This is a genomic window from Candidatus Tumulicola sp. (genome assembly GCA_035601835.1).
Taxonomy (GTDB): Bacteria; Vulcanimicrobiota; Vulcanimicrobiia; order Eremiobacterales; family Eremiobacteraceae; genus DATNNM01.
Map to the genome: position 1 here is coordinate 260451 of DATNNM010000011.1, position 17875 is coordinate 278325.

18 protein-coding genes are annotated in these 17875 nt (G+C 60.1%); 6 read left to right on the forward strand and 12 right to left on the reverse strand.

Annotated features, from left to right (window positions below):
* Nucleotides 1–3: 3 nt before the first annotated feature.
* From VN934_06015 to VN934_06050, 8 genes are read right to left on the reverse strand one after another with little or no spacing between them, the layout of a single operon-like run.
* Nucleotides 4–1038: a hypothetical protein gene (locus tag VN934_06015; GenBank protein ID HXM18350.1), complete on the reverse strand. Its 1035-nt coding sequence runs from the start codon at nt 1036–1038 to the stop codon at nt 4–6.
* Nucleotide 1039: 1 nt separating this feature from the next.
* Nucleotides 1040–1792: a hypothetical protein gene (locus tag VN934_06020; protein ID HXM18351.1), complete on the reverse strand. Its 753-nt coding sequence runs from the start codon at nt 1790–1792 to the stop codon at nt 1040–1042.
* The gene (locus VN934_06025) at nt 1792–2961 is read right to left on the reverse strand and encodes an acyl-CoA dehydrogenase family protein (GenBank protein HXM18352.1); all 1170 of its coding nucleotides are present in this window, start codon (nt 2959–2961) and stop codon (nt 1792–1794) included. The genes VN934_06020 and VN934_06025 overlap by 1 nt, the downstream gene beginning before the upstream one ends.
* Before the next feature lie 37 nt (nt 2962–2998).
* On the reverse strand, nt 2999–3790 hold the full coding sequence (locus tag VN934_06030) for an enoyl-CoA hydratase-related protein (protein ID HXM18353.1): 792 nt from the start codon (nt 3788–3790) through the stop codon (nt 2999–3001).
* Between the two features lies 1 nt (nt 3791).
* Nucleotides 3792–4109: a 3-hydroxyacyl-CoA dehydrogenase family protein gene (locus VN934_06035; GenBank protein HXM18354.1), complete on the reverse strand. Its 318-nt coding sequence runs from the start codon at nt 4107–4109 to the stop codon at nt 3792–3794.
* A 3-nt stretch (nt 4110–4112) separates the two neighbouring features.
* Nucleotides 4113–4976, reverse strand: a complete 864-nt coding sequence (locus VN934_06040) for a 3-hydroxyacyl-CoA dehydrogenase family protein (GenBank protein ID HXM18355.1) — start codon at nt 4974–4976, stop codon at nt 4113–4115.
* Nucleotides 4977–6182 (reverse strand): thiolase family protein, encoded by a 1206-nt coding sequence (locus VN934_06045; GenBank protein ID HXM18356.1) that lies wholly within the window; start codon nt 6180–6182, stop codon nt 4977–4979.
* Entirely contained in the window at nt 6179–6640 is a 462-nt protein-coding gene (locus tag VN934_06050) for a PadR family transcriptional regulator (protein ID HXM18357.1), read from the reverse strand. Before VN934_06050 ends, VN934_06045 begins: the two co-directional genes overlap by 4 nt.
* 135 nt (nt 6641–6775) lie before the next feature.
* Here VN934_06050 and VN934_06055 point away from each other — a divergent pair, with 135 nt between their 5' ends.
* Nucleotides 6776–8290 (forward strand): AMP-binding protein, encoded by a 1515-nt coding sequence (locus VN934_06055; GenBank protein HXM18358.1) that lies wholly within the window; start codon nt 6776–6778, stop codon nt 8288–8290.
* 1461 nt (nt 8291–9751) lie between these two features.
* On the opposite strand, the gene VN934_06060 is transcribed toward VN934_06055, so the two are convergent.
* Complete coding sequence (locus tag VN934_06060; protein ID HXM18359.1) at nt 9752–9877, reverse strand: hypothetical protein; 126 nt, start codon at nt 9875–9877, stop codon at nt 9752–9754.
* 165 nt (nt 9878–10042) lie between these two features.
* On the opposite strand from VN934_06060, the gene VN934_06065 reads away from it, so the two are divergent.
* Nucleotides 10043–10513: a hypothetical protein gene (locus tag VN934_06065; GenBank protein HXM18360.1), complete on the forward strand. Its 471-nt coding sequence runs from the start codon at nt 10043–10045 to the stop codon at nt 10511–10513.
* A 916-nt stretch (nt 10514–11429) separates the two neighbouring features.
* Here VN934_06065 and VN934_06070 read toward each other — a convergent pair.
* From VN934_06070 to VN934_06080, 3 genes are all read right to left on the reverse strand, one after another.
* On the reverse strand, nt 11430–11813 hold the full coding sequence (locus VN934_06070; GenBank protein ID HXM18361.1) for a hypothetical protein: 384 nt from the start codon (nt 11811–11813) through the stop codon (nt 11430–11432).
* Between the two features lie 341 nt (nt 11814–12154).
* Nucleotides 12155–12328: a hypothetical protein gene (locus VN934_06075; GenBank protein HXM18362.1), complete on the reverse strand. Its 174-nt coding sequence runs from the start codon at nt 12326–12328 to the stop codon at nt 12155–12157.
* A 195-nt stretch (nt 12329–12523) separates the two neighbouring features.
* Entirely contained in the window at nt 12524–13228 is a 705-nt protein-coding gene (locus VN934_06080; protein HXM18363.1) for a recombinase family protein, read from the reverse strand.
* A gap of 886 nt (nt 13229–14114) precedes the next feature.
* Between VN934_06080 and VN934_06085 the strand changes: the two genes are divergently transcribed.
* From VN934_06085 to VN934_06100, 4 genes are all read left to right on the forward strand, one after another.
* Nucleotides 14115–15101, forward strand: a complete 987-nt coding sequence (locus VN934_06085; GenBank protein ID HXM18364.1) for a hypothetical protein — start codon at nt 14115–14117, stop codon at nt 15099–15101.
* Between the two features lie 1282 nt (nt 15102–16383).
* A complete protein-coding gene (locus tag VN934_06090) occupies nt 16384–16632 on the forward strand; it encodes a helix-turn-helix transcriptional regulator (GenBank protein HXM18365.1) in 249 nt (82 codons plus the stop codon).
* Between the two features lie 12 nt (nt 16633–16644).
* Complete coding sequence (locus tag VN934_06095; protein HXM18366.1) at nt 16645–16956, forward strand: hypothetical protein; 312 nt, start codon at nt 16645–16647, stop codon at nt 16954–16956.
* Nucleotides 16957–16995: 39 nt separating this feature from the next.
* Nucleotides 16996–17277, forward strand: coding sequence for a hypothetical protein (locus VN934_06100; protein HXM18367.1), 282 nt, complete (start codon nt 16996–16998; stop codon nt 17275–17277).
* Nucleotides 17278–17875: the final 598 nt, after the last annotated feature.

Below are 17875 nucleotides of genomic sequence, written 5' to 3' on the forward strand. Positions count from 1 at the left end.
GTCCTATAAGGCCGCGAGCAGCGCTCGGGCATGGTCGGCGACGCTGCCGATCAAGAGATAGTCTGCGATTTGAGCGATCGGCGCGCGTTCGTCCTCGACAAAGACGACGATGACGCGCGCACGACGCATTGCCGTGTTGTGCTCGGTCGAGCCGTTCACGCCAAAAGCGACGTAGAGGTCGGGCGCATACGATCGGCCGGCAACGGCGTTAGGATCGATGACGGTAGCGCCAAGCGCTTTCGCGCAAGCCCGCGCCGCCTCTGTGGTCGCTTGATCGAGATCGGCCGCGATCGCGACGACGCGCCGCGCCATCGTATCCGGCTCAATCGGTGCTTCTTGCGCGAAAGTTTCTGGTGCCGGAGCCAAGGTTTGTAGTGCCGGAGCCAAGGTTTGTAGTGCCGGAGCCAAGGTTTGTAGTGCCGGGGCTTTAGCCCCGGTAGGGAGCGTTGTCGCGGCGAAGTGCGTGACGCCTCGCGGGATAAGTGTCGCCACGGTTAAGCCGGCGGGGCAGCGGCTTGTGACTTCGACCACTCCGCGATAGCGCGGTCTCCGCGCGCGAAGCGCACCGTCCTCGTCCACGCCGATGTCGGAGCAGCAGGCGAGCAGCGTCGCATTCAGCGTCGCGGCCAGTCTGGAGGCGATGGCATCGCCTGCGCCCGCATGCGGCAGAATGATAAGCGTAGCGCCTTCAGTCCGAGCAAACTCGGCGAGTGCTTGCGCGGCGTCACCTGCGTTTGCAACGTCGATGCGCACTGCGCTGGAGGCGGCTTCCGCTTTTCGCGCGATGCGCTCGGCCACGCGCGCGATGCCTGATTCGTCTTCGAAGTCCACCGTCAGCACGCGGGCTTTGCCGGCCGCGACCGGTGCGGTGGACGAGATGATCGCATCCGTCGGGCAGGCGCGCACGCATACATCGCAATCCACGCAGTTCTCGAAGATGACGCATTTGCCGTCGCGCACCTCGAGCGCGTTGAAGGCGCAGGCCTTCAGACACTCCGCCGTGCCGTCGCATTTTTCGAGATCGACGCTTACCGGCACGTCACAACAGCGCGCGGTCGCGCAGCGCGGCGACGAGCGTGATCGCGTCGACCGTCTCGTTGGCGCGTTTTTTCCGCGTCGCTTCCGGCGAGCCGTCGAGCACGCCGCTTGATGGAAGCGGGTTTGGCGCGCCGATGGCGGCAAGCGTCAGGTCGACGATCGGTTTTTTCGCCGCGCGCATGAGCAGCAGCGGCGAGATCGTGCGCACCGCGATGCCGTACGGAGCGGCGGCGAGCACGACCGGTGGCGTGGCGGAGGAACGCACCAAAGAAGTCGTTCCGATGGAAGCGACGGACACGCCATTGTCGTCGGTCGCGATGTCGATCACGCCGCTCAAGAGTCCGGCCTCGAGGTAGGCGGACAGAAAACCCGGCACGGCGCCGCTGCCGAACGAGGCGGACGATGCGCCGCAGAGCACGACATCGGCGCTGCCTGCGTGACGGATCGCCGCAGCGAGCGCTGCAGCGACGCCGCGTTCATCAGCCTGCTCCAGCAAAGGATCGCCGAGCGCGATCAAAGGATCGGCGCCGAACACGGCTGCCTCGCGCAACGCGGAAGAAGCGCCTGGACCGGCGCTAATCGTGAAAAACGTCGAGCTGGTCTTCTTGGCGAGCTGCCCGGCGAGTTCGAGCGCATTGCGGTCGAGCGGATTGAGGACGGGCTCGGCGTCCTGCAGGTCGAGCACTTGACGGAAGCGGTCCCAAGCAACCTTTTCGGGGTTGGGGACCGCCGTCACGCAGACCGCGATGCGCACTACTTGAGGAGTTCTTCCGCGATGATCATGCGCTGGATCTCGTTGGTGCCCTCGTAGATCGCGAGGATGCGCGCGTCGCGATAACCGCGCTCGATGCCCGTCTCTTTCATGAAGCCCATGCCGCCGTGGATCTGCAGCACGCGGTCGATCACCCAGATCGACATGTCCGAGCAATAGCGCTTGACCATCGCCGCTTCCATCGAGAAACGCTCGCCGCGATCCGCCTTCCACGCCGCATGATAGACCATGTTGCGCGCGGCGTAGATCTTGGTCGCGATGTCGGCCAGCATGAACTGCACGGCTTGCTGTTTGGCGATCGGTTTGCCGAACTGCACGCGCTCCTTGGCGTGCGCGATCGCTTTTTCGAGCGCCAGCTGCGAGCCGCCCACGCACCCGGCGCCGAGCGATAAGCGGCCCATGTCGAGCGTGCGCATGGCGGTGATGAAGCCCATGCCTACTTGGCCGATGACGTGATCCGCCGGCACCTTTGCGTCCTGGAAGATCAGCTCGCAGGTGTGGCTGCCGTACAGCCCCATTTTGCGATCCTTGGGCCCGCGCTTGACGCCGGGCTGGTTGAGATCCGTCCAAAACGCCGTGATGCCGCCGCGCGCGCCGAGATTCTTGTCGGTCACCGCGAACACGGTGGCGAAGTCAGCGATGTCGCCGCTGGTGATGAAATGCTTGACGCCGTTGAGCAGGAACGTATCGCCCTCGCGCCGCGCCGCCGTTTGAATGGCGGCCGCATCCGAGCCGGCGTTGGGTTCGGACAGCGCGAAGCAGGCCAGCTTCTCGCCGGTGCAGAGCTGCTCCATGTACTTGTCCTTGAGCTCTTTGCTCCCGTCGAGGTGCACCGCCATAGCGCCGATGCTGCAGTGCGCTCCGATCAAGTTAGAAAACGCGGCATTGGCTCGGCCGAGCTCTTCAAGCGCCACGCAGTAGCCGAGTTCGCCGATGCCGGCGCCGCCGTATTCGTCGGAAAACGGCAGACCGAAGAGCCCCATCTCTTTCATCTTGTTGATGGCGGCTTGCGGGATCTCGTCCGTGTCCTCGACCTGGTTGCCGATCGGCCAGAGTTCTTTCTCCACGAACTCGCGGATCGAACGCTTGAGGAGTTTCAAATCCTCGGGCAGTTCGAAGTTCAGACCTTCAGGTTTGGTGGCGATAGCCATATCGATTTCTCCTCCGAGCTTCGCTCGGAACGCTACATCAGGTTCCCGTGAATTTCGGGCGGCGCTTGCCGAGGAACGCCGCGACGCCTTCCTTAGCGTCGTTGCTGTTGAAGATCGCCAGCGCACCCTCGGCTTCCGCGCGCAATCCGGCGGCAATGCCTTCGTCGAGCCCGACATTGGTCGTGTGTTTGATATACTTCATCGCGATCGGCGCCGACATCGCGAGCTTGCGCGCGAGGTTGCGCGCATGGGTCAGCACTTCGTTGTCCGGAACGACTTTGTTCACGAGCCCATAGCGCTGCGCATCATCGGCCTTGACGAGATCGCCGGTGAGCATCATCTCCAGGGCGCGTCCTTTGCCGACCAAGCGCGTCAAGCGCTGGCTTCCGCCCCAACCCGGGATGATGCCGAGCGAGACCTCGGGCTGTCCGAACTTGGCGCTTTCGGCCGCGATCCTGATGTCGCACGCCATCGCCAGCTCGTTGCCGCCGCCGACGCACACGCCGTTGACCGCCGCGATGACCGGCTTGGGAAAATGCTCGATCTTGCTGAACAGCGCGTGACCGCGTTGCACTGAAGAGCGCACGCCGGCGTCATCGAGGCCGACGAACTCGTTGATGTCGGCCCCGCCGATGAACACGTACTGGCCCGCGCCGGTGATGACGACGGCGCGCGTCGCCGGATCGTTTTCCAGCGCGTCGAACGCAGCGTTCAACTCCTCCAGCGTCGCTTTCGACAACGAATTCGCGGGCGGCCGGTTGATGGTGAGCAGCGCGACGCCGCCTTGGACGTCGACGAGGATATTGGAATACGTCGCAGTCTCGGGCATGTCACGAATACCCCAAAAAGCCGCGGCCCGTTTTTTTGCCGAGCGCGCCTTTGGCCACGAGTCCTTCGAGCGTGGCGCTCGGCTTATAGTTGTCACCGTGCTTGGCGTGAAGCGAGCGCAGCGTTTCGAGCACCACGTCGAGCCCGATCGTGTCGGCCTGCTCGAGCGGACCGACGGCCAAACCGGCGCCCGCGCGCATTGCGAGATCGATATCCTTGGCAGACGCGATATCCTCATCCAAAAGCCGGCCCGCTTCGGCGATGGCGGCGTAGGTGAAGCGCTCGACGAGCGCGGCCTCTTTGTCTTGGGTGATCGCCATCGGTTACTTCGCCTCCGCGCCGGTGTGCGTGTAGAAGCCCTTGCCGGTCTTCACTCCCAAATGGCCGGCTGCGACAAGTTCGCGCAGCTCCGGCGGCGCGGCAAAACGCGGGCCATACGCCTTTTCCAATGTCGCTGCGACGTCTGCCGCGATATCCAGCCCGAGCATGTCTGACAGCAGGAAGGGTCCGATGGGTGCGCCGCCCTTTGCGGTGACGATCGCGTCGACGGTCTGGGGATCGACGCCTAGCTCCGCGCGCGCCTTGATGATCTCGATCATCGAAGCCATCAACACGCGATTGACCACGAAGCCGGCGCACTCTTTGACCTTGACGGGCAGCTTGCGCAATTCTTCGGCGAACGACACCGCGGTGTCCATCGTGTCTTGGCTGGTCTGCGGTCCCGCCACGACCTCGATCAGCTTCATGACCGACGCCGGATAGAAGAAGTGGAAGCCGACCACTTGCGCCGGCCGCTTGGTCGCGCCGGCGATCGCGGTGATGGAGAGCGCCGAGGTGTTGGTCGCCAGGATAGCGGTGCTCTGGCACACTTTGTCGAGTTCGGCGAAAACGCGTTGCTTGAGTTCGAGCTTCTCGGGCACGGCTTCGATGACGAAATCGACGTCGCCGAAATCGTCGTAAGTGAGCACCGGCGTGATGAGCGCGAGCTTGTCGTTCATCTCCGACGCCGTCATCTTGCCTTTGTCAACGCGCCGTTGATAGATGGTGCGAGCGGTCTCCATGCCGTGGTCGAGCGCTTTTTGATCTACGTCTTTGAGCAGGACCGGCAAACCGGACCACGAGACGACTTGCGCGATCTCGCCGCCCATCGTTCCCGCGCCGACCACTGCGCACTTGAAGATATACACTTACGCCGCCTCCGCGTTTTCGATCACGAGCGCGCCGCCTTGGCCGCCGCCGATGCACATGGTCACGAGCCCGAAGCGCTTGCCCTGGCGGCGCATCTCGAACACCAAGGTGGTGGTGAGCCGCGCCCCGGTCGCGCCGATCGGGTGGCCGAGCGCGATCGCGCCGCCGTTGACGTTGACGATGCTGCGGTCCAGCTCCATGATCTTCTCGCAAGCCAGGTACTGCGCGGCGAACGCTTCGTTGAACTCCACGAGTTCGATGTCGTCCAGCGTGATGCCGGCGCGCGCGAGCGCCTTGGGCGTCGCGACCGTCGGGCCCAATCCCATGGTCCTCGGATCGCAGCCGGCAAAAGCGTACGAGCGGATGCGCGCGAGCGGCTTGACTCCCAGTTTCTCCGCCTTTTCCGCGCTGATCACGACGAGCGCGGCGCCCGCATCGTTGAGCGGACACGAGTTGCCGGGCGTGACGGTGCCGCCTTTTTTGAACACCGCCGGATACAGGCTGAGTTTTTGCACGGAGAGTCCGGCCTGCGGGCCTTCGTCTTTGGCGACCGTCTCGGGCTCACCGACCTTCTTGGGCACCTGCACGTGCACGAGTTCATCGTTGAACTTGCCCATGCGCTGAGCGCGGAAAGCCTTGTTGTGGCTTTCGACTGCAAGTTGATCCTGCATCTCGCGCGTGATTGTGAATTCTTCCGCGAGCAGTTCGGCCGTCTCGCCCATGAGCAAGCCCGTGTGATGGTCGGTGAGGCCGGTCCAGATCGGATCGAGCATCTCCACGGGGCGTAGTCGCGCGCCCCAACGCGCCGACGGGATGATGTACGGCGCCATGGATTGGTTCTCGGTGCCACCGACGAGATACACGTCTCCGTCGCCGCTGGCGATGCCCTGCACCGCGTTGGCGATCGATTGTATCCCGCTCGCGCAGTTGCGTTGCACGCTGTAGGCGGGAGTGCCGATGGGAATGCCGACCTCGAGCGAGATCTGTCGCGCGATGTTGGCGAATTCGATCGGCTGCCCGCCGCTGCCGAAGATGACTTCGTCGAAATGTTCGACGCCGATGCCGGAGCGCTCGATCGCGGCCTTGGCCGCGACCGTGCCGAGTTTGAGCGCGTCGTATTCGCGATATGCGCTGCCGAAGTTACCGACTGGGGTGCGCGCGGCGCTGACGATGACCGCGTCGCGCTTGCCGTTATTCGAGCTCATGAGGCGATCTCCGAAATGGGGGCGGTGCGCGCGCCGCGGCGCTTGCCGCCTTTGGTCGACGTCGCGTCGACGACCTCGCTGCGCAGGAGCTGCATGGCGCCGATCAGCCGGTCGAGATGCGGTCGCACGCGCACTTTGATCTGTTCGTAACGCTCCGCGCCGGCGCGCGTGAGTTTGTAGAGCCGGCGGCTGCGCCGGTCAGGATGTTCCCACGTGCCGACCACAAAGCCGCGCTCCTCGAGCCGCCGCAAGAGAGGATACATCGTGTTCGGATTGACCGGCATGACGTCGCCCGTCATCTTTGCGATGCGTTCCATCAGCCCGTAGCCGTGCTCGGGGCTCTTGCCGAGCAGATGAAGGATGAGCAGCGGGACGATGGTCTTCGTCTTCACCGGTCCGCGGAAGATGGCGGAGCCGAATACCGCGTCTTGGTGGCGTGGAGCCGCCCGTCGCGGCACATTATTACTTTTAATAATCATAGAAATGTAAGGGTATCCTAGAGCAACGCCAAGGTCTTGTCAATACCCGGAGCTATCTTTCGAGCCACGTGACGCGCCGGAGGCAGCCGTCTGGCAAGACAGAAAGCTTCCCGCGTGCTGGAAGCGATTAGCGGCGCGCCGGTTTGGAGACCGACGAAGCCCTGGCATGAGTGGGCCGATGAACGCAACGCGCGGCTGCATCGGTTTATCAACGAGGAGCTGTATCCGTATAGCCCGCTTTACCGGCGGCTCTTCGACACGAACAAGATTGACCCGAGGTCGATCCGCACACTCGACGATCTGCGCCGGATACCGTTCACGACCAAGGCCGACATCGCGCCGACCGCCGACAACCCCACCCGTCACCTCGATCTCGTCCTGCAGCCCGACGCGGAAAAGATCCGCAGGTTCGCGCCGAAAACGAGGCTCGCGCAGCTCGCGTGGATCAAACTGACGCGCGGCGATCACGCCGTCGTGCAAGAAGTACGGCGCAAGTATGGGCCCGTGCTGGTGACGTTCACCACTGGAAGGACAGCGCTGCCCACGCAGTTCGTGTACAGCGGTCCGGACATGGAGCGTTTTCACTTAGTCGGGCGGCGCTTGACGGACGTGGTGGATATCGGCGAAGATAACCGCTGCCTGAACGTGTTTCCGTTCGCGCCGCACCTCGCATTTTGGCAGGTCTACGCAGTCGGTCAAGGCAGCAACACGCTCATCTTGCACACCGGCGGCGGCAAGACGATGGGTACGGCCGGCAACATCACCGTGCTCACGCGCATGCAGCCTGAAGTCATGATGGGGATTCCAGGTTACGTCTATCACATGCTGCTCGAAGCCGCCGCACAAGGCTTGAAGCTGGCCAAGTTGCGATGCATCGCAGTCGGCGGCGAGCGCGTGCCGGTAGCGTTGCGCGAACGCATGGGCGCGCTGTGCGAGCAGATGGGTCAGCCGGGCGTGCGCGTGCACAGCATCTACGGTTTCACGGAAGCGCGCCAATGCTGGGCCGAGTGTCCGCCGCCCGACTATCAGACGTCGTACGGCTTTCACACCTATCCGGAACTCGAGATCTTCGAGATCGTCGACCCGGCGTCGGGCGAACCGGTCAAACCGGGAGAGCGCGGCGAACTGGTGTACACGACGCTTGCCGGCCACGGGTCGTGCGTGCTGCGCTATCGGACGGGCGACATCGCCGAAGGCGGCATCCTCTACGATAGTTGCCCGGGCTGCGGCCGCGTCGTGCCGCGCATCTCCACGACGCTGTCTCGCAAGACCGATGTCGGCGAATTCCAACTGACGAAGATCAAGGGAACGCTGGTGGATCTGAACACGTTCCTGCCGTCGATGGCCGAAGTACGCGACGTCGTCGAATGGCAGTTGGTGATCAAAAAGCATAACGACGATCCCAACGATCTCGATGAACTCGTGCTTTCAATCGCGTGCAACGATGGCGTGAACACCGACGCGCTCAAGGCCCGCCTCATGCAAAAGCTGCTCGCAGATACCGAAGTGGCGCCGAACCGGATCGACGTGCTGCCGCTTGCGCAGCTCGAGGCCAACCTCGGCCTCGACACGCAGATGAAAGAACTCCGGATTAGGGATTTGCGGGGGCACGCGAAGGGCGTAAAATAAGAGTTTCCCGACTCGATTGTCTCAACCGATTGAGTAAAGTACCCTCCAAGTCCCCACTTCGCGACGTGAGGACACGCCGAAGGCGGACCATTTTGAGTCCGCCTCGGTTGTTGGAGGCGCTACCGCAACGGAAGCGCGAGGAGATTGTCGGTCCAGCGCCCATCGGCCATGGTCTGTACCCACTTCACGACGGCGTTGTGGTTCACGTAGAGCCACGCGCCGTTGAGAGTTGGGTTCCGGTCAGGGCACCAGACAGAGTTTTCGCCGTTTTTCTCAACATACTCCACCATCAGCGCGCGAGTACAGACTTGCTCGGCCCCGCGGCCATCGTCCCCCCTGTACCACAGATGGCTTATGTGAAGATGATCGCTGGTTGCGCTCGCCGCCATTCGGCGGCCTGTACACTTAAGTGCCACGGCAGTCTCCCTCTTTGCGGCTGTCGCCGCTAGGAATGTGCCCGGCGGACTCGAAAATGTCTGTGTCGCAAGACATGCCCGGGTCCGCCCGAGCAGCGTATCTAAGGGGCATGCGCCCCATTTAGGGCTCAGCGGGCACACCGCTGAGCCTTAAACGTGTCCCGCCTTCTGCACTAACCCCTGGTATCCTTCAAAAGTATCGACTTGCACCAATAAAGCATCAGGTATAATTGACGCAACCAGCCGCCCGTGGTAGCATCTGAGCATGCCGGATCAGTTCTCGACCGACCTGAAAGAATTTGGGTCGGTCAATCACCGAATCGGTGAGTTGGAAAGGGAGCTTGATAATCTTCGTGCCCAGCGCGACACGCTGCAACGGCGGCTGCGCGGACAACTTTCGGCGGCACATGGCCTTCCGCGCGAGGCGATTCGCGACGATGCAAGGGGGCCAACACCTGACGCCGTGCGCGCCGTTGTGGAGTTCCTACGGTCTGTGGAGGGGGCCCGGTCCGTCTCAGACGTTGCGCAGGAGCTGCGGATAAACGAGCGTGCCGCTACTAACCGCCTCCTTCGAGCCGAAAAGGCGGGGTTGATCGAGCGCGAAGCGCGCGGGAGGTATCGCATGAAAAGCATACCGCCCAGCGCATCAGCTACGAGCGACGCTAAGAACGAGCAATCAGGCGCGACCGCAACTGAGTCGGGCGAGTAGCCGGAATGGTTCACATAGTGACCTACGATCTTCGAAGTCCCAACGACACGCCTGCTGACTATGACCGCGTAATAACCGCCATCAAGGGCGCGTTTCCAAACTGGGCCCACGTTGAGAAATCCGTGTGGTTAGTGGATACGCCCCTTACCGCGGCACAGGTTCGCGACCACCTCCAACAGTCTTTGCACGATGGAGACGTTCTCTTTGTCGCGCGCCTTCATAAGCATTGGGCGTCCATATACTTTGGTGATGAACGTAACAATTGGCTAAAGACTCGCGCCTTCTAAGGCGCTCGAAAGGAGGTGGACTTGAATGAAAAACTACGTCGGAGCAACATTAGTTCTCGGATTGATGTTTGTCGTCGCCGATGGCTTCGTCAGGCAAGAGGAATCCCTGTTTGCTGCGTTCTGCAAGCTGCTCGGATTGCGAAAATAGCAGGACGAAGCCGAGGTGAAGGTTCATCGACTCAGGTTCGACACCGAAAAGTGCCCGGATTCAGCGCGCGTCGCATCTTTTATTGATGAAATACTGACGCGATGGCCCCGCTCTTGCCAAGCTCTGCTATAATCCAAGGCGAAGGGGCTGCCGAATATAGTCGTCAGTCTTGGCCAACGGGAGTTTTGCAAAATGAAGAAGCCTTTGACTGTTAATATAGTTTCGGCCGCCGGTACCTTGGGCCAGCCGATCAGCGTCGGCACCATTCGTGTGCCAAAGGTTCCTAGGATTGACACGGGCGAGGCCTTCGAGACAGAAGAGATCATCACTGAAGGCGTCGGTGTGAACGTGCATAGCGGTGAACTTTCGAAGCAGGCCTTTGTACTTGACCTTTTCAAGGGCGGAGCTTCGAAAGTTACCAAAGTCAAAATCGAAGACATGACGAGTGATCTGAACAGTGCCCTGACGGCCCTTGATGCAAGCTTCTCACCGTGGTTCAATAAGCCGGTTGGTGGGCTCAACCTTCAGACGGTCGAGGTGAACCTACAAGCCTCAGCAGACGGCAAGATCGGGATTCTCGGCACTGGTGCCTCCCTTGGCGGCTCGGCGAGCATCAAGTTGGTCTTCGAGCGCAAGAAGGCGGACTCGAATCTAACGCAATGATCGAGGCTGGAGCACCAAGTGACGGTGGCACTCGCAGTTGACTACGCGTCACTCGCGACGTCCAATCTCTGACGAGGAGATTCTCGATCCCTTCGACCGTTTCTTAGCGAACAGGGTTCGAGTGATTGAGGGCCTACTGAAGGCCGACCCATATTCAATTGACGCCCTTGGCCTGATGGGGATTGTCATGTGCTCGTTGGGGAAGTATTGTTACCCGGGAAAGGGGACCCAAAGGCAGTTTCGGTTGCTGCTAAGAGAACACTGCCCCTCATTCAAAGAACGTGTGAGCATTCCGATTCTACTGAGAAAACTGAAGAGAGAAGGCGGCCACGCCAGGTTTGAGAGCAACTGCCGACGGGCTTACCCCTTAGAGCATAATTGGCTAGTCCGCGAGGCGACCGCCGATCCATTGGAGGCGGACTTTCTGAGATGGACTGCCGGGCTCGGCTACAGAACTCCCTCGGAATTGATTGATAGGGCCACCTATAGCTACTTGATCTACGTCGATTACCGCACGTGCATTCACCACGAGCTGAGAGTGGGCAAGGAGCATGAGCCGTTCAGGGGGTTACCAACGGAACACGAAATCTACTACGAAAATCAGAGCAAAGACGGAGACCCGCCGGAGGAATACATGCATTTATGCGTCGCGCCCGATCACTTATTGCTTTTACTCAAAGAAGCAATTGCGAATTTGCGCGCATGGGCACTCGCAAACAGACGGAACTTGTTTGCCAATCCGGCTTCGAAGATCGGGGTAAGTGGTTCAACGGCTGTCCGGCTGTGCGATTCTGTCACGTAGGGCTTCAAGCAGCTCGTATCTTGGCGGAGTTCTTTGTGACTGAGCGGTCTCTCGCGCGACTCGGGCTATGAAAAGCGCCGCCTGGTAAACGTGCCGCAGTTCACGCCAAATTTTTCAAACAGTACGGCGATCTTTGGTCATCGAGGCTCCCTCGGCAGGAGCGCTGGACAGAATAGTGTCAAAGTCGCTTATGATTTCTTGGACGCATTTTTTTGCCGGACCGTCTAGACAGGACAACGTGCCTAGCAGTACTAGCTCCTCGCGCAGGAGCCCAAACATTTTCGCCTGGTAGTCGATCACATCTCTCAGGTTATGAAATGCCCCGCCCGGTATTGTGCCGCTGTCTCCCTGCTTTTTGAAAAACTCCCCGACAATCGTGCCGACCTGGCGGCCCTGCGGGTCGCGATTGAGAATCGGCTTGAGCGCATCCATCATCGTTTGCCCATCGTTCTCGATGTCGGTCACAACCGCGACAAACAGTTCGCCTAGTTTACTCACCTTCGGCCTCCGAACAACCCGAAGATGCTTCGGCCAAGGTTCCCAAAGAACCGCCAAAACACGTGCTGACCCATTCGCCGCGCCATGCGTTCTGATTTGCCCGAGGAGACAGCCTCAACGTCACCAAGGATTGAACCTGCGCGGTAGACTTTCTGCCGCAAACTAGAGAGCCGCAGTTTTCTTGGGAGCTTCATAGTTCGTTCTTCGCCAGGCAAGAGTCCCAGACTCTTTCAACCGGGGGCTTAGTACCCCTCCGGCTCGTCTCCCTCGGGGTCCGCGCTAGACAACCAAAAAGCCCCGGCGTTTCCGCCGAGGCTTTGAGGATGCTAGAGTTTACGGCCTCACCAACCCGCTGCGCGCTGCCCCAACCAAAAGATGAGCAGTACAAACGCACCGATGATGGCAACGACCGAGAACCAGCCGTATTTCTTCCTGCGCCATAGAGCGTTCAGCGGAAGCAGGAAGACCAGGGTGAGGAGAGCCCAAACGAAGACATCGAACGCGAGCCTAGTCATTGGCGAGCCTCTTTCTTCTGAGCGGCCTTCCAGCGGCGCGAGCCGGGGACAAGACCCTTCGGACGTCCGCGCGGCCGCCTAACCTTCAAACCCAAGATCGACAGAAGCGAAAACTGCGAGGCGTAATTCTCACCAGCACCATTCGGAGAACCCCACGTCCGCCGATTCGATCCGTAGTTGAACATGTGCCACATGTTAGGCAGCCTCCAGTGCGAGCTTAGAGTTCAGGACCTGCCTTACTGTGGCCGGATACCACTTGTCCCCGGCTCGGGGCTTGATTCGATTCTCTGCCAGCCAGCGAGCGATACTCTGCCAAGAATCGTTCTTAGCGCGCATGGTTCGTATTTGGGCAAGTGCGCGCTGCTCGGCCTCGGCAGGTCGGAAGTCCCCGCCGACACGCTTCCAGCCAAAAGGAGCCGTGCGACAGTAGGCCTTGCCATCGAGCCGTGCTTTGCGTAGCGCGAAGGATGTTCGCTCGCCAACCTGCTCGGCTTCTAACTGCGCCAAAGAGCCTAGAAGGGTGATGACAAAGCGACCCATGGAAGTTGACGTGTCGATATTCTCAAAGACGCTCACGAATGAAGTCTTATGCGTCTCGAACTCCTGAAGGAGGTTGAGCAAGTCTCGCGTCGATCTGGAAACCCGATCAACCTTAAGCGTGATGATCGTCTCGACTTGGCCTTCGCGGACTTCGCGTCGCAACCGCTCCAGCATAGGCCGTCGCGTATTCTTCCCGGACCGAGCTGCGTCGATCAGAACGTCCGTAAGCGCCCAACCCTTCGCAAGAGCGTAGCCCTCAATGCGGGCCTGTTGCGCGTCCAAAGAGATACCTTCGTCAGCCTGACCCCTGCTCGAAACTCGCGCATACCCGTAGACTTTGCGCGTACTCTTGTCTGCCACGATCCCTACCTCCCATGACGGTATATTACCATTATTATATCACTAAGTACTATGCACCGCCAAGCCGCTCTATCCCCACCGTGAGCGGGTCTCTGGTGTCCGATTAGCGCCAAAGAATCACCCCCGCTCCTTGGGCACCCCCACACAGCGGATGCCCTCCCTTGGGCGTAGGAAGCGCTAGGAGCGACGATTTTGCCCTGCCCATAAGGCTTTGCGACAACGTATGTATTTTTGGCCTAGGAGGGCTTAGAATGCAAATTCACGCGGACTTGAGGCAAGCTCGCTCCCGGATCGTCATTCCTGCCTAGCGCTGACGCCGTGGCGGGATCACGGTCGATCCCAGGGCGAGCGCGACCGTATTACATAGAACTATAGCATAAGGTCTCAAATCGACCTCCCTAACCCGAACCGCTCAAACCCTTATAACATAAGGCTTTCCGGCTCCCCAAGATCAGCTACGGAGACCCTTGGGGGATAAGAAGCAGTGGGAAAAAGTAGGACCCGGCTGCCCCGCACCACCACACAACCTTACCGCGCGTGGCCGTCAACTCGATTTGAAAAAACCGGCGGACCCGATCCACGATTTTGGATTTTTTGACCGGGGGACTAGACTAGGGACTAGACCCGTGACCAGACCCGTGACATGACCGGGGACACCCCGGGGACACGCAACAGAAAGGAATACAATCTCATGACCCTCCCGATAACTCAACACTGCAGCCACTGCGGAAAGGCCTATCGCCCCAAGAAAATAGGCGTTCAGCAATCCTATTGCATTACCAAATGCCGCGAGGCCGCTCGGAAAGCTCGGCACCGCGCCAAGAACCGTCCGGCGGTCGCCTTCGGCCAAGCTCCGACCGCAAAGCCGATCCTACCTGATCTTGAAATGGACGCCCTGGAAGCCGACGTCGCTATTCTAGGCAAGCTCCGAGAGAAGGAAGTCGGGCTCTTCACCGAGAGCAAAGACTTCGACGACGTCGAGCGTACCCTGAGCGCGGTTCTGGATCGAATCCTGGTCGAGATGGACGAGCTTGGCACAAGTCGGCGCGAGCGGATCGAGGCGCGTCAGGGTAGCGTCGCAAGCGTGTCTCAATTGGTCAGCAACTACACGGGCACGGTCGAGCGGATGTCCCCGAAGAACCTACGCGCCCACAAGGAACGCGAGGCCCTGGCTCTTCGCAAACTCGCTCCGAGGATGGATGCCCTCGGACTAAGCTTCGAACTCCCTCCGGTATCGGCCATTGAAGTTGACCGTCCGGAGTTCTTGGCGGCTTATCCCGACGAGGTGCGCGAGGCAATAACGGCGCGCGTCCAAGAACTCTTTACCCTCGTCGACGAAGATCGTGGTCAGTTCCCCTTGCTCTATGCGTTCGCAGTCGACGAAATGCTCTTGCGAGTGCTGCGCAGCCGCCAGCTTGACTCACCGGACGCCGAGGTTACAGTTCCCCTAAAGCAGGCCTCGGCCCGGCTCAAGAAGTTGGCAGAATCCCTGGCACTCAACCGAGTAGCCGTCGAAAGGCACGGATCGTGGATTTCTCCCGAGGAGGGCCTACTGACGACGTTTGTTGAGAACTGCGAGCGCGCAGCGCAAGCAAGAGAGGAAGAGGCTCAGGAAGAGCGAGTCCGCGTCGCTTTGGACGCCCGCGTTCGTAGGATCATAAACGGTGAGCCCTCAGAAGAGCGATCCTTGCCGGGCAAGTCAGAACCGGCAGTACGACTCGCGGAAGAAGTTCACAAACGCGAAGACGGCACTACCACCCTTCCGTCCGCCCAAGCCCCGACCTTCGAGGAAGCTCTGGCGCGCGAACGCTCGACTCAGGCGCTTGCGGAACAACTCGCTGACCAACTCGACAAGCAATGGACACCATACTAATGCAAACCTGTGCTTATTGCCATGAACTGATCGAAGGCGCGGTCTACAACGAGGTGTACTGCTCGTTCCGATGTCTGCTCGAACACGAGCCTATCCGTGAACGAAACTTCCAGGAAGCGCTCGAAGCTGCGAAGGAGCAGAGTCGCCGGCGATTTTACGGAGGCGGCTAATCAGAGACGGCTCTATCCCCGAAGCGTTCAAGAAACACCGGGACTCCATACTCTTGGAGCACGGCAAGGGCGTCAGCCGCTGACTTCCGATCCTCAAACTCGAAGTAGAATCTTCGCCCCGTGGACAGGTGCGTAATGCAGATGCGCATAGCAACGGGTACCTCCGTTGCGACCATAGCACACAGACATGGTAAGGTCGAAATCGAGAACTGCGCGCGACCTTCATCGTAAGGTTTGGCGGAAATAGCTCTCCGACAAGGTCGCCTTCTTCGTCAGGTTTGTCGGCAAACCACGATTAGGTAAAATTCCATTCGTCCCGCTATGAAAAGGTCTACCCTCTTGACAAATGGGACAGTCCTGTGATACAATCCGATAGCACAGTGGTTAATGCCACTGCGCCTCGTTTTTTGTCCGGGCACCGGACCATTTCATGGGGCTCTCGCCCTCATCGCGACCCACTCCTTCGCCGCCGAACGTCGCGGGCGGCACCCAAGTAGCGGACGTGACAGCAGTAAACCCCGAGATCGAGGCGGCCGTGCAGGCTGCCTTAAAGTGCCATGCTTACCGCAAGCGCCACTCGTCGCGTTGGGGTCCCTCGCCCCAAGATTTGTGGATCGTCGACTGCGAGGGTTGCCGTAAGACGTTTCCCGCGTACCGGCGGTCGGCGAAGCATTGCGAGCCAAAGTGCGGCCGAGCCCATCGGGAGCGCTTTAGCCCTCGGGCACAGGTCTTAGATCGGGATCGGCATCGCTGCGTTGCATGTGGCGAAACGTCGCGTCGAATGTTCGTCCGGGCCCCGATAGGTGCGCCTAAGACGTTCGAGTCTCTTCGAACCCTTTGCGGAACCTGCCACCGTCGGCAATCGCATCGGGTTTTCTGGGACCGCACCGGGGTTTCCGAGGCTGAACGCAAACGCCGGGCCGAAGCTCGCCTCCGTATCGTCGAAGAGCGATTCTTAGCATTAAGAACGCGCGCAACTAGATGACGAAGCCCACGATAGGATTGGAGAGGGGCATTTTTCCGCTCTCGACGATCTCGCTACGGCGAGGTCGCTCTTTTTTTGCCAAGCTGTCGCTTTGGTCTTGGACCTTAGCCCGAGGAGGTGGCCGAACGTGCCATCATTTATCATCAAAATCGCCAGAACTTTAAGAGCCGAAACGATTGACGAACTCGCCGCGTCGGTCGGCTCACATCGGAGCACGATCCAGGCCATAGAAGCCAATCGCGCCGATGCGTCCCTCGAACTCAGACGGAAATTGAGCGAGCACTACGGTTTGCCGCCTGCCGTGCTTTTCACGCGCGTCAGTGACGATTTAATCGCCGACATTTTTGCCTTCATCAAGGGCCGAGTCGCGGCTTAGGAGATTACATCCGTGGAAATTCGCGAAATTCAGACCAAACTAACCGAGATCACGTCGGCGCTGGACAAATATGCGGCGGCCATCGCCGACCAAAATACCTTTATCGAATCTCATGCGCCTAAAAAGACCCTCCGTGAGGTTGTTTCATCTCTACGCGGGGACGCTTTGAAAACATGGAACGACGAAAATCTATTTTTCGGGACCGCCGATCCCGCGCGCAAAGCCCAAGTCCGCGAGGCGATAGACATCGCCGAAAGCCTTTTGAGGCGTTTGCCTGACGATCTGCGTGAGCGGGAATGGTGGCAGACTCGCTTTGGGCACTAACTTGCCCTCATTTCAAAAAATCCCAACTGGAGCAAATAAATGATTAAAAAAGAAAACGACGACCTCGATACCGAGATTTCACTAGCCGACCGCGCGCGCGCAGAACGAAAGCTTGCGGCCCGAAAAGGGATTGACGACGCGAAGGCCCTGGCTGATGGTCGCCGGGCCATCCGCAAAAAAGCTGACTTCGATTCGCAGAGGTTCGGCAGTGTGAGTGCCGCCGAAAGTTTTAACCGCGCAGTTGACGCCCGGCAGGCGGTCACGGACCGTGCGGCGGCGTCCAAGAAGCAGCTCGCCGACGACTTTTCCAAGCTCGCTTAATTCAAAACATTCCCGCCGAGCGTTTCATCCTGGGCGTTTGGCGGGATAGCGGGCGCGCGTTTTCAGCCGCGCGTCCGAGCGACTCGCCTTACCTTCCTTTGGCGGAGTCGTGGAGTGCGGCCGATCCGCGCGAAGCGACGAGCTGGCGTAAACCGCTCGTCGCCGATCTAACTTGCCCGCCTTCTGCCTTCTATGTGACCGCAGAACTCCAGCGGGAACTCAGCGCGACGTTTTTCCTTTCGTCGCGCGACTCGCGGGCGCTCGAAAAGGAAAATACCCTTCACGGCGCTCGCGACATCTTTTAAGAAATACCCCATGATACATGTTCAGCCCGAAGAGGGCGTAATTTCCGCGCTCAAGCGCTTTCGCCGAGAGATCGAAAAGGCGGGCATTCCTTTCGAGATGCGTCGCCGGGCGCACTTTCTCCCGTCCGGACAGCGACGCCGACTAAAATCACACGCCACGAGAAAGCGGCTCAAGAAAGCTAACCGATATGAAAGCCCTCGCTAAGAAACTCTACCGCGAATGGAAACTCTTGACAACCCGTTTCGTCCTTCGCGTAACTCACTTTGTTCTTCGTACGCATTTGGCCGTCGCT

Coding starts and splice junctions, on each gene's coding strand:
- VN934_06025 (HXM18352.1), bottom strand. CDS start 2,961: ATGGCTATCGCCACCAAACCTGAAGGTCTGAACTTCGAACTGCCCGAG.
- VN934_06030 (HXM18353.1), bottom strand. CDS start 3,790: ATGCCCGAGACTGCGACGTATTCCAATATCCTCGTCGACGTCCAAGGC.
- VN934_06035 (HXM18354.1), bottom strand. CDS start 4,109: ATGGCGATCACCCAAGACAAAGAGGCCGCGCTCGTCGAGCGCTTCACC.
- VN934_06045 (HXM18356.1), bottom strand. CDS start 6,182: ATGAGCTCGAATAACGGCAAGCGCGACGCGGTCATCGTCAGCGCCGCG.
- VN934_06060 (HXM18359.1), bottom strand. CDS start 9,877: ATGAACCTTCACCTCGGCTTCGTCCTGCTATTTTCGCAATCCGAGCAG.
- VN934_06065 (HXM18360.1), top strand. CDS start 10,043: ATGAAGAAGCCTTTGACTGTTAATATAGTTTCGGCCGCCGGTACCTTG.
- VN934_06075 (HXM18362.1), bottom strand. CDS start 12,328: ATGACTAGGCTCGCGTTCGATGTCTTCGTTTGGGCTCTCCTCACCCTG.
- VN934_06085 (HXM18364.1), top strand. CDS start 14,115: ATGGACGCCCTGGAAGCCGACGTCGCTATTCTAGGCAAGCTCCGAGAG.
- VN934_06100 (HXM18367.1), top strand. CDS start 16,996: ATGATTAAAAAAGAAAACGACGACCTCGATACCGAGATTTCACTAGCC.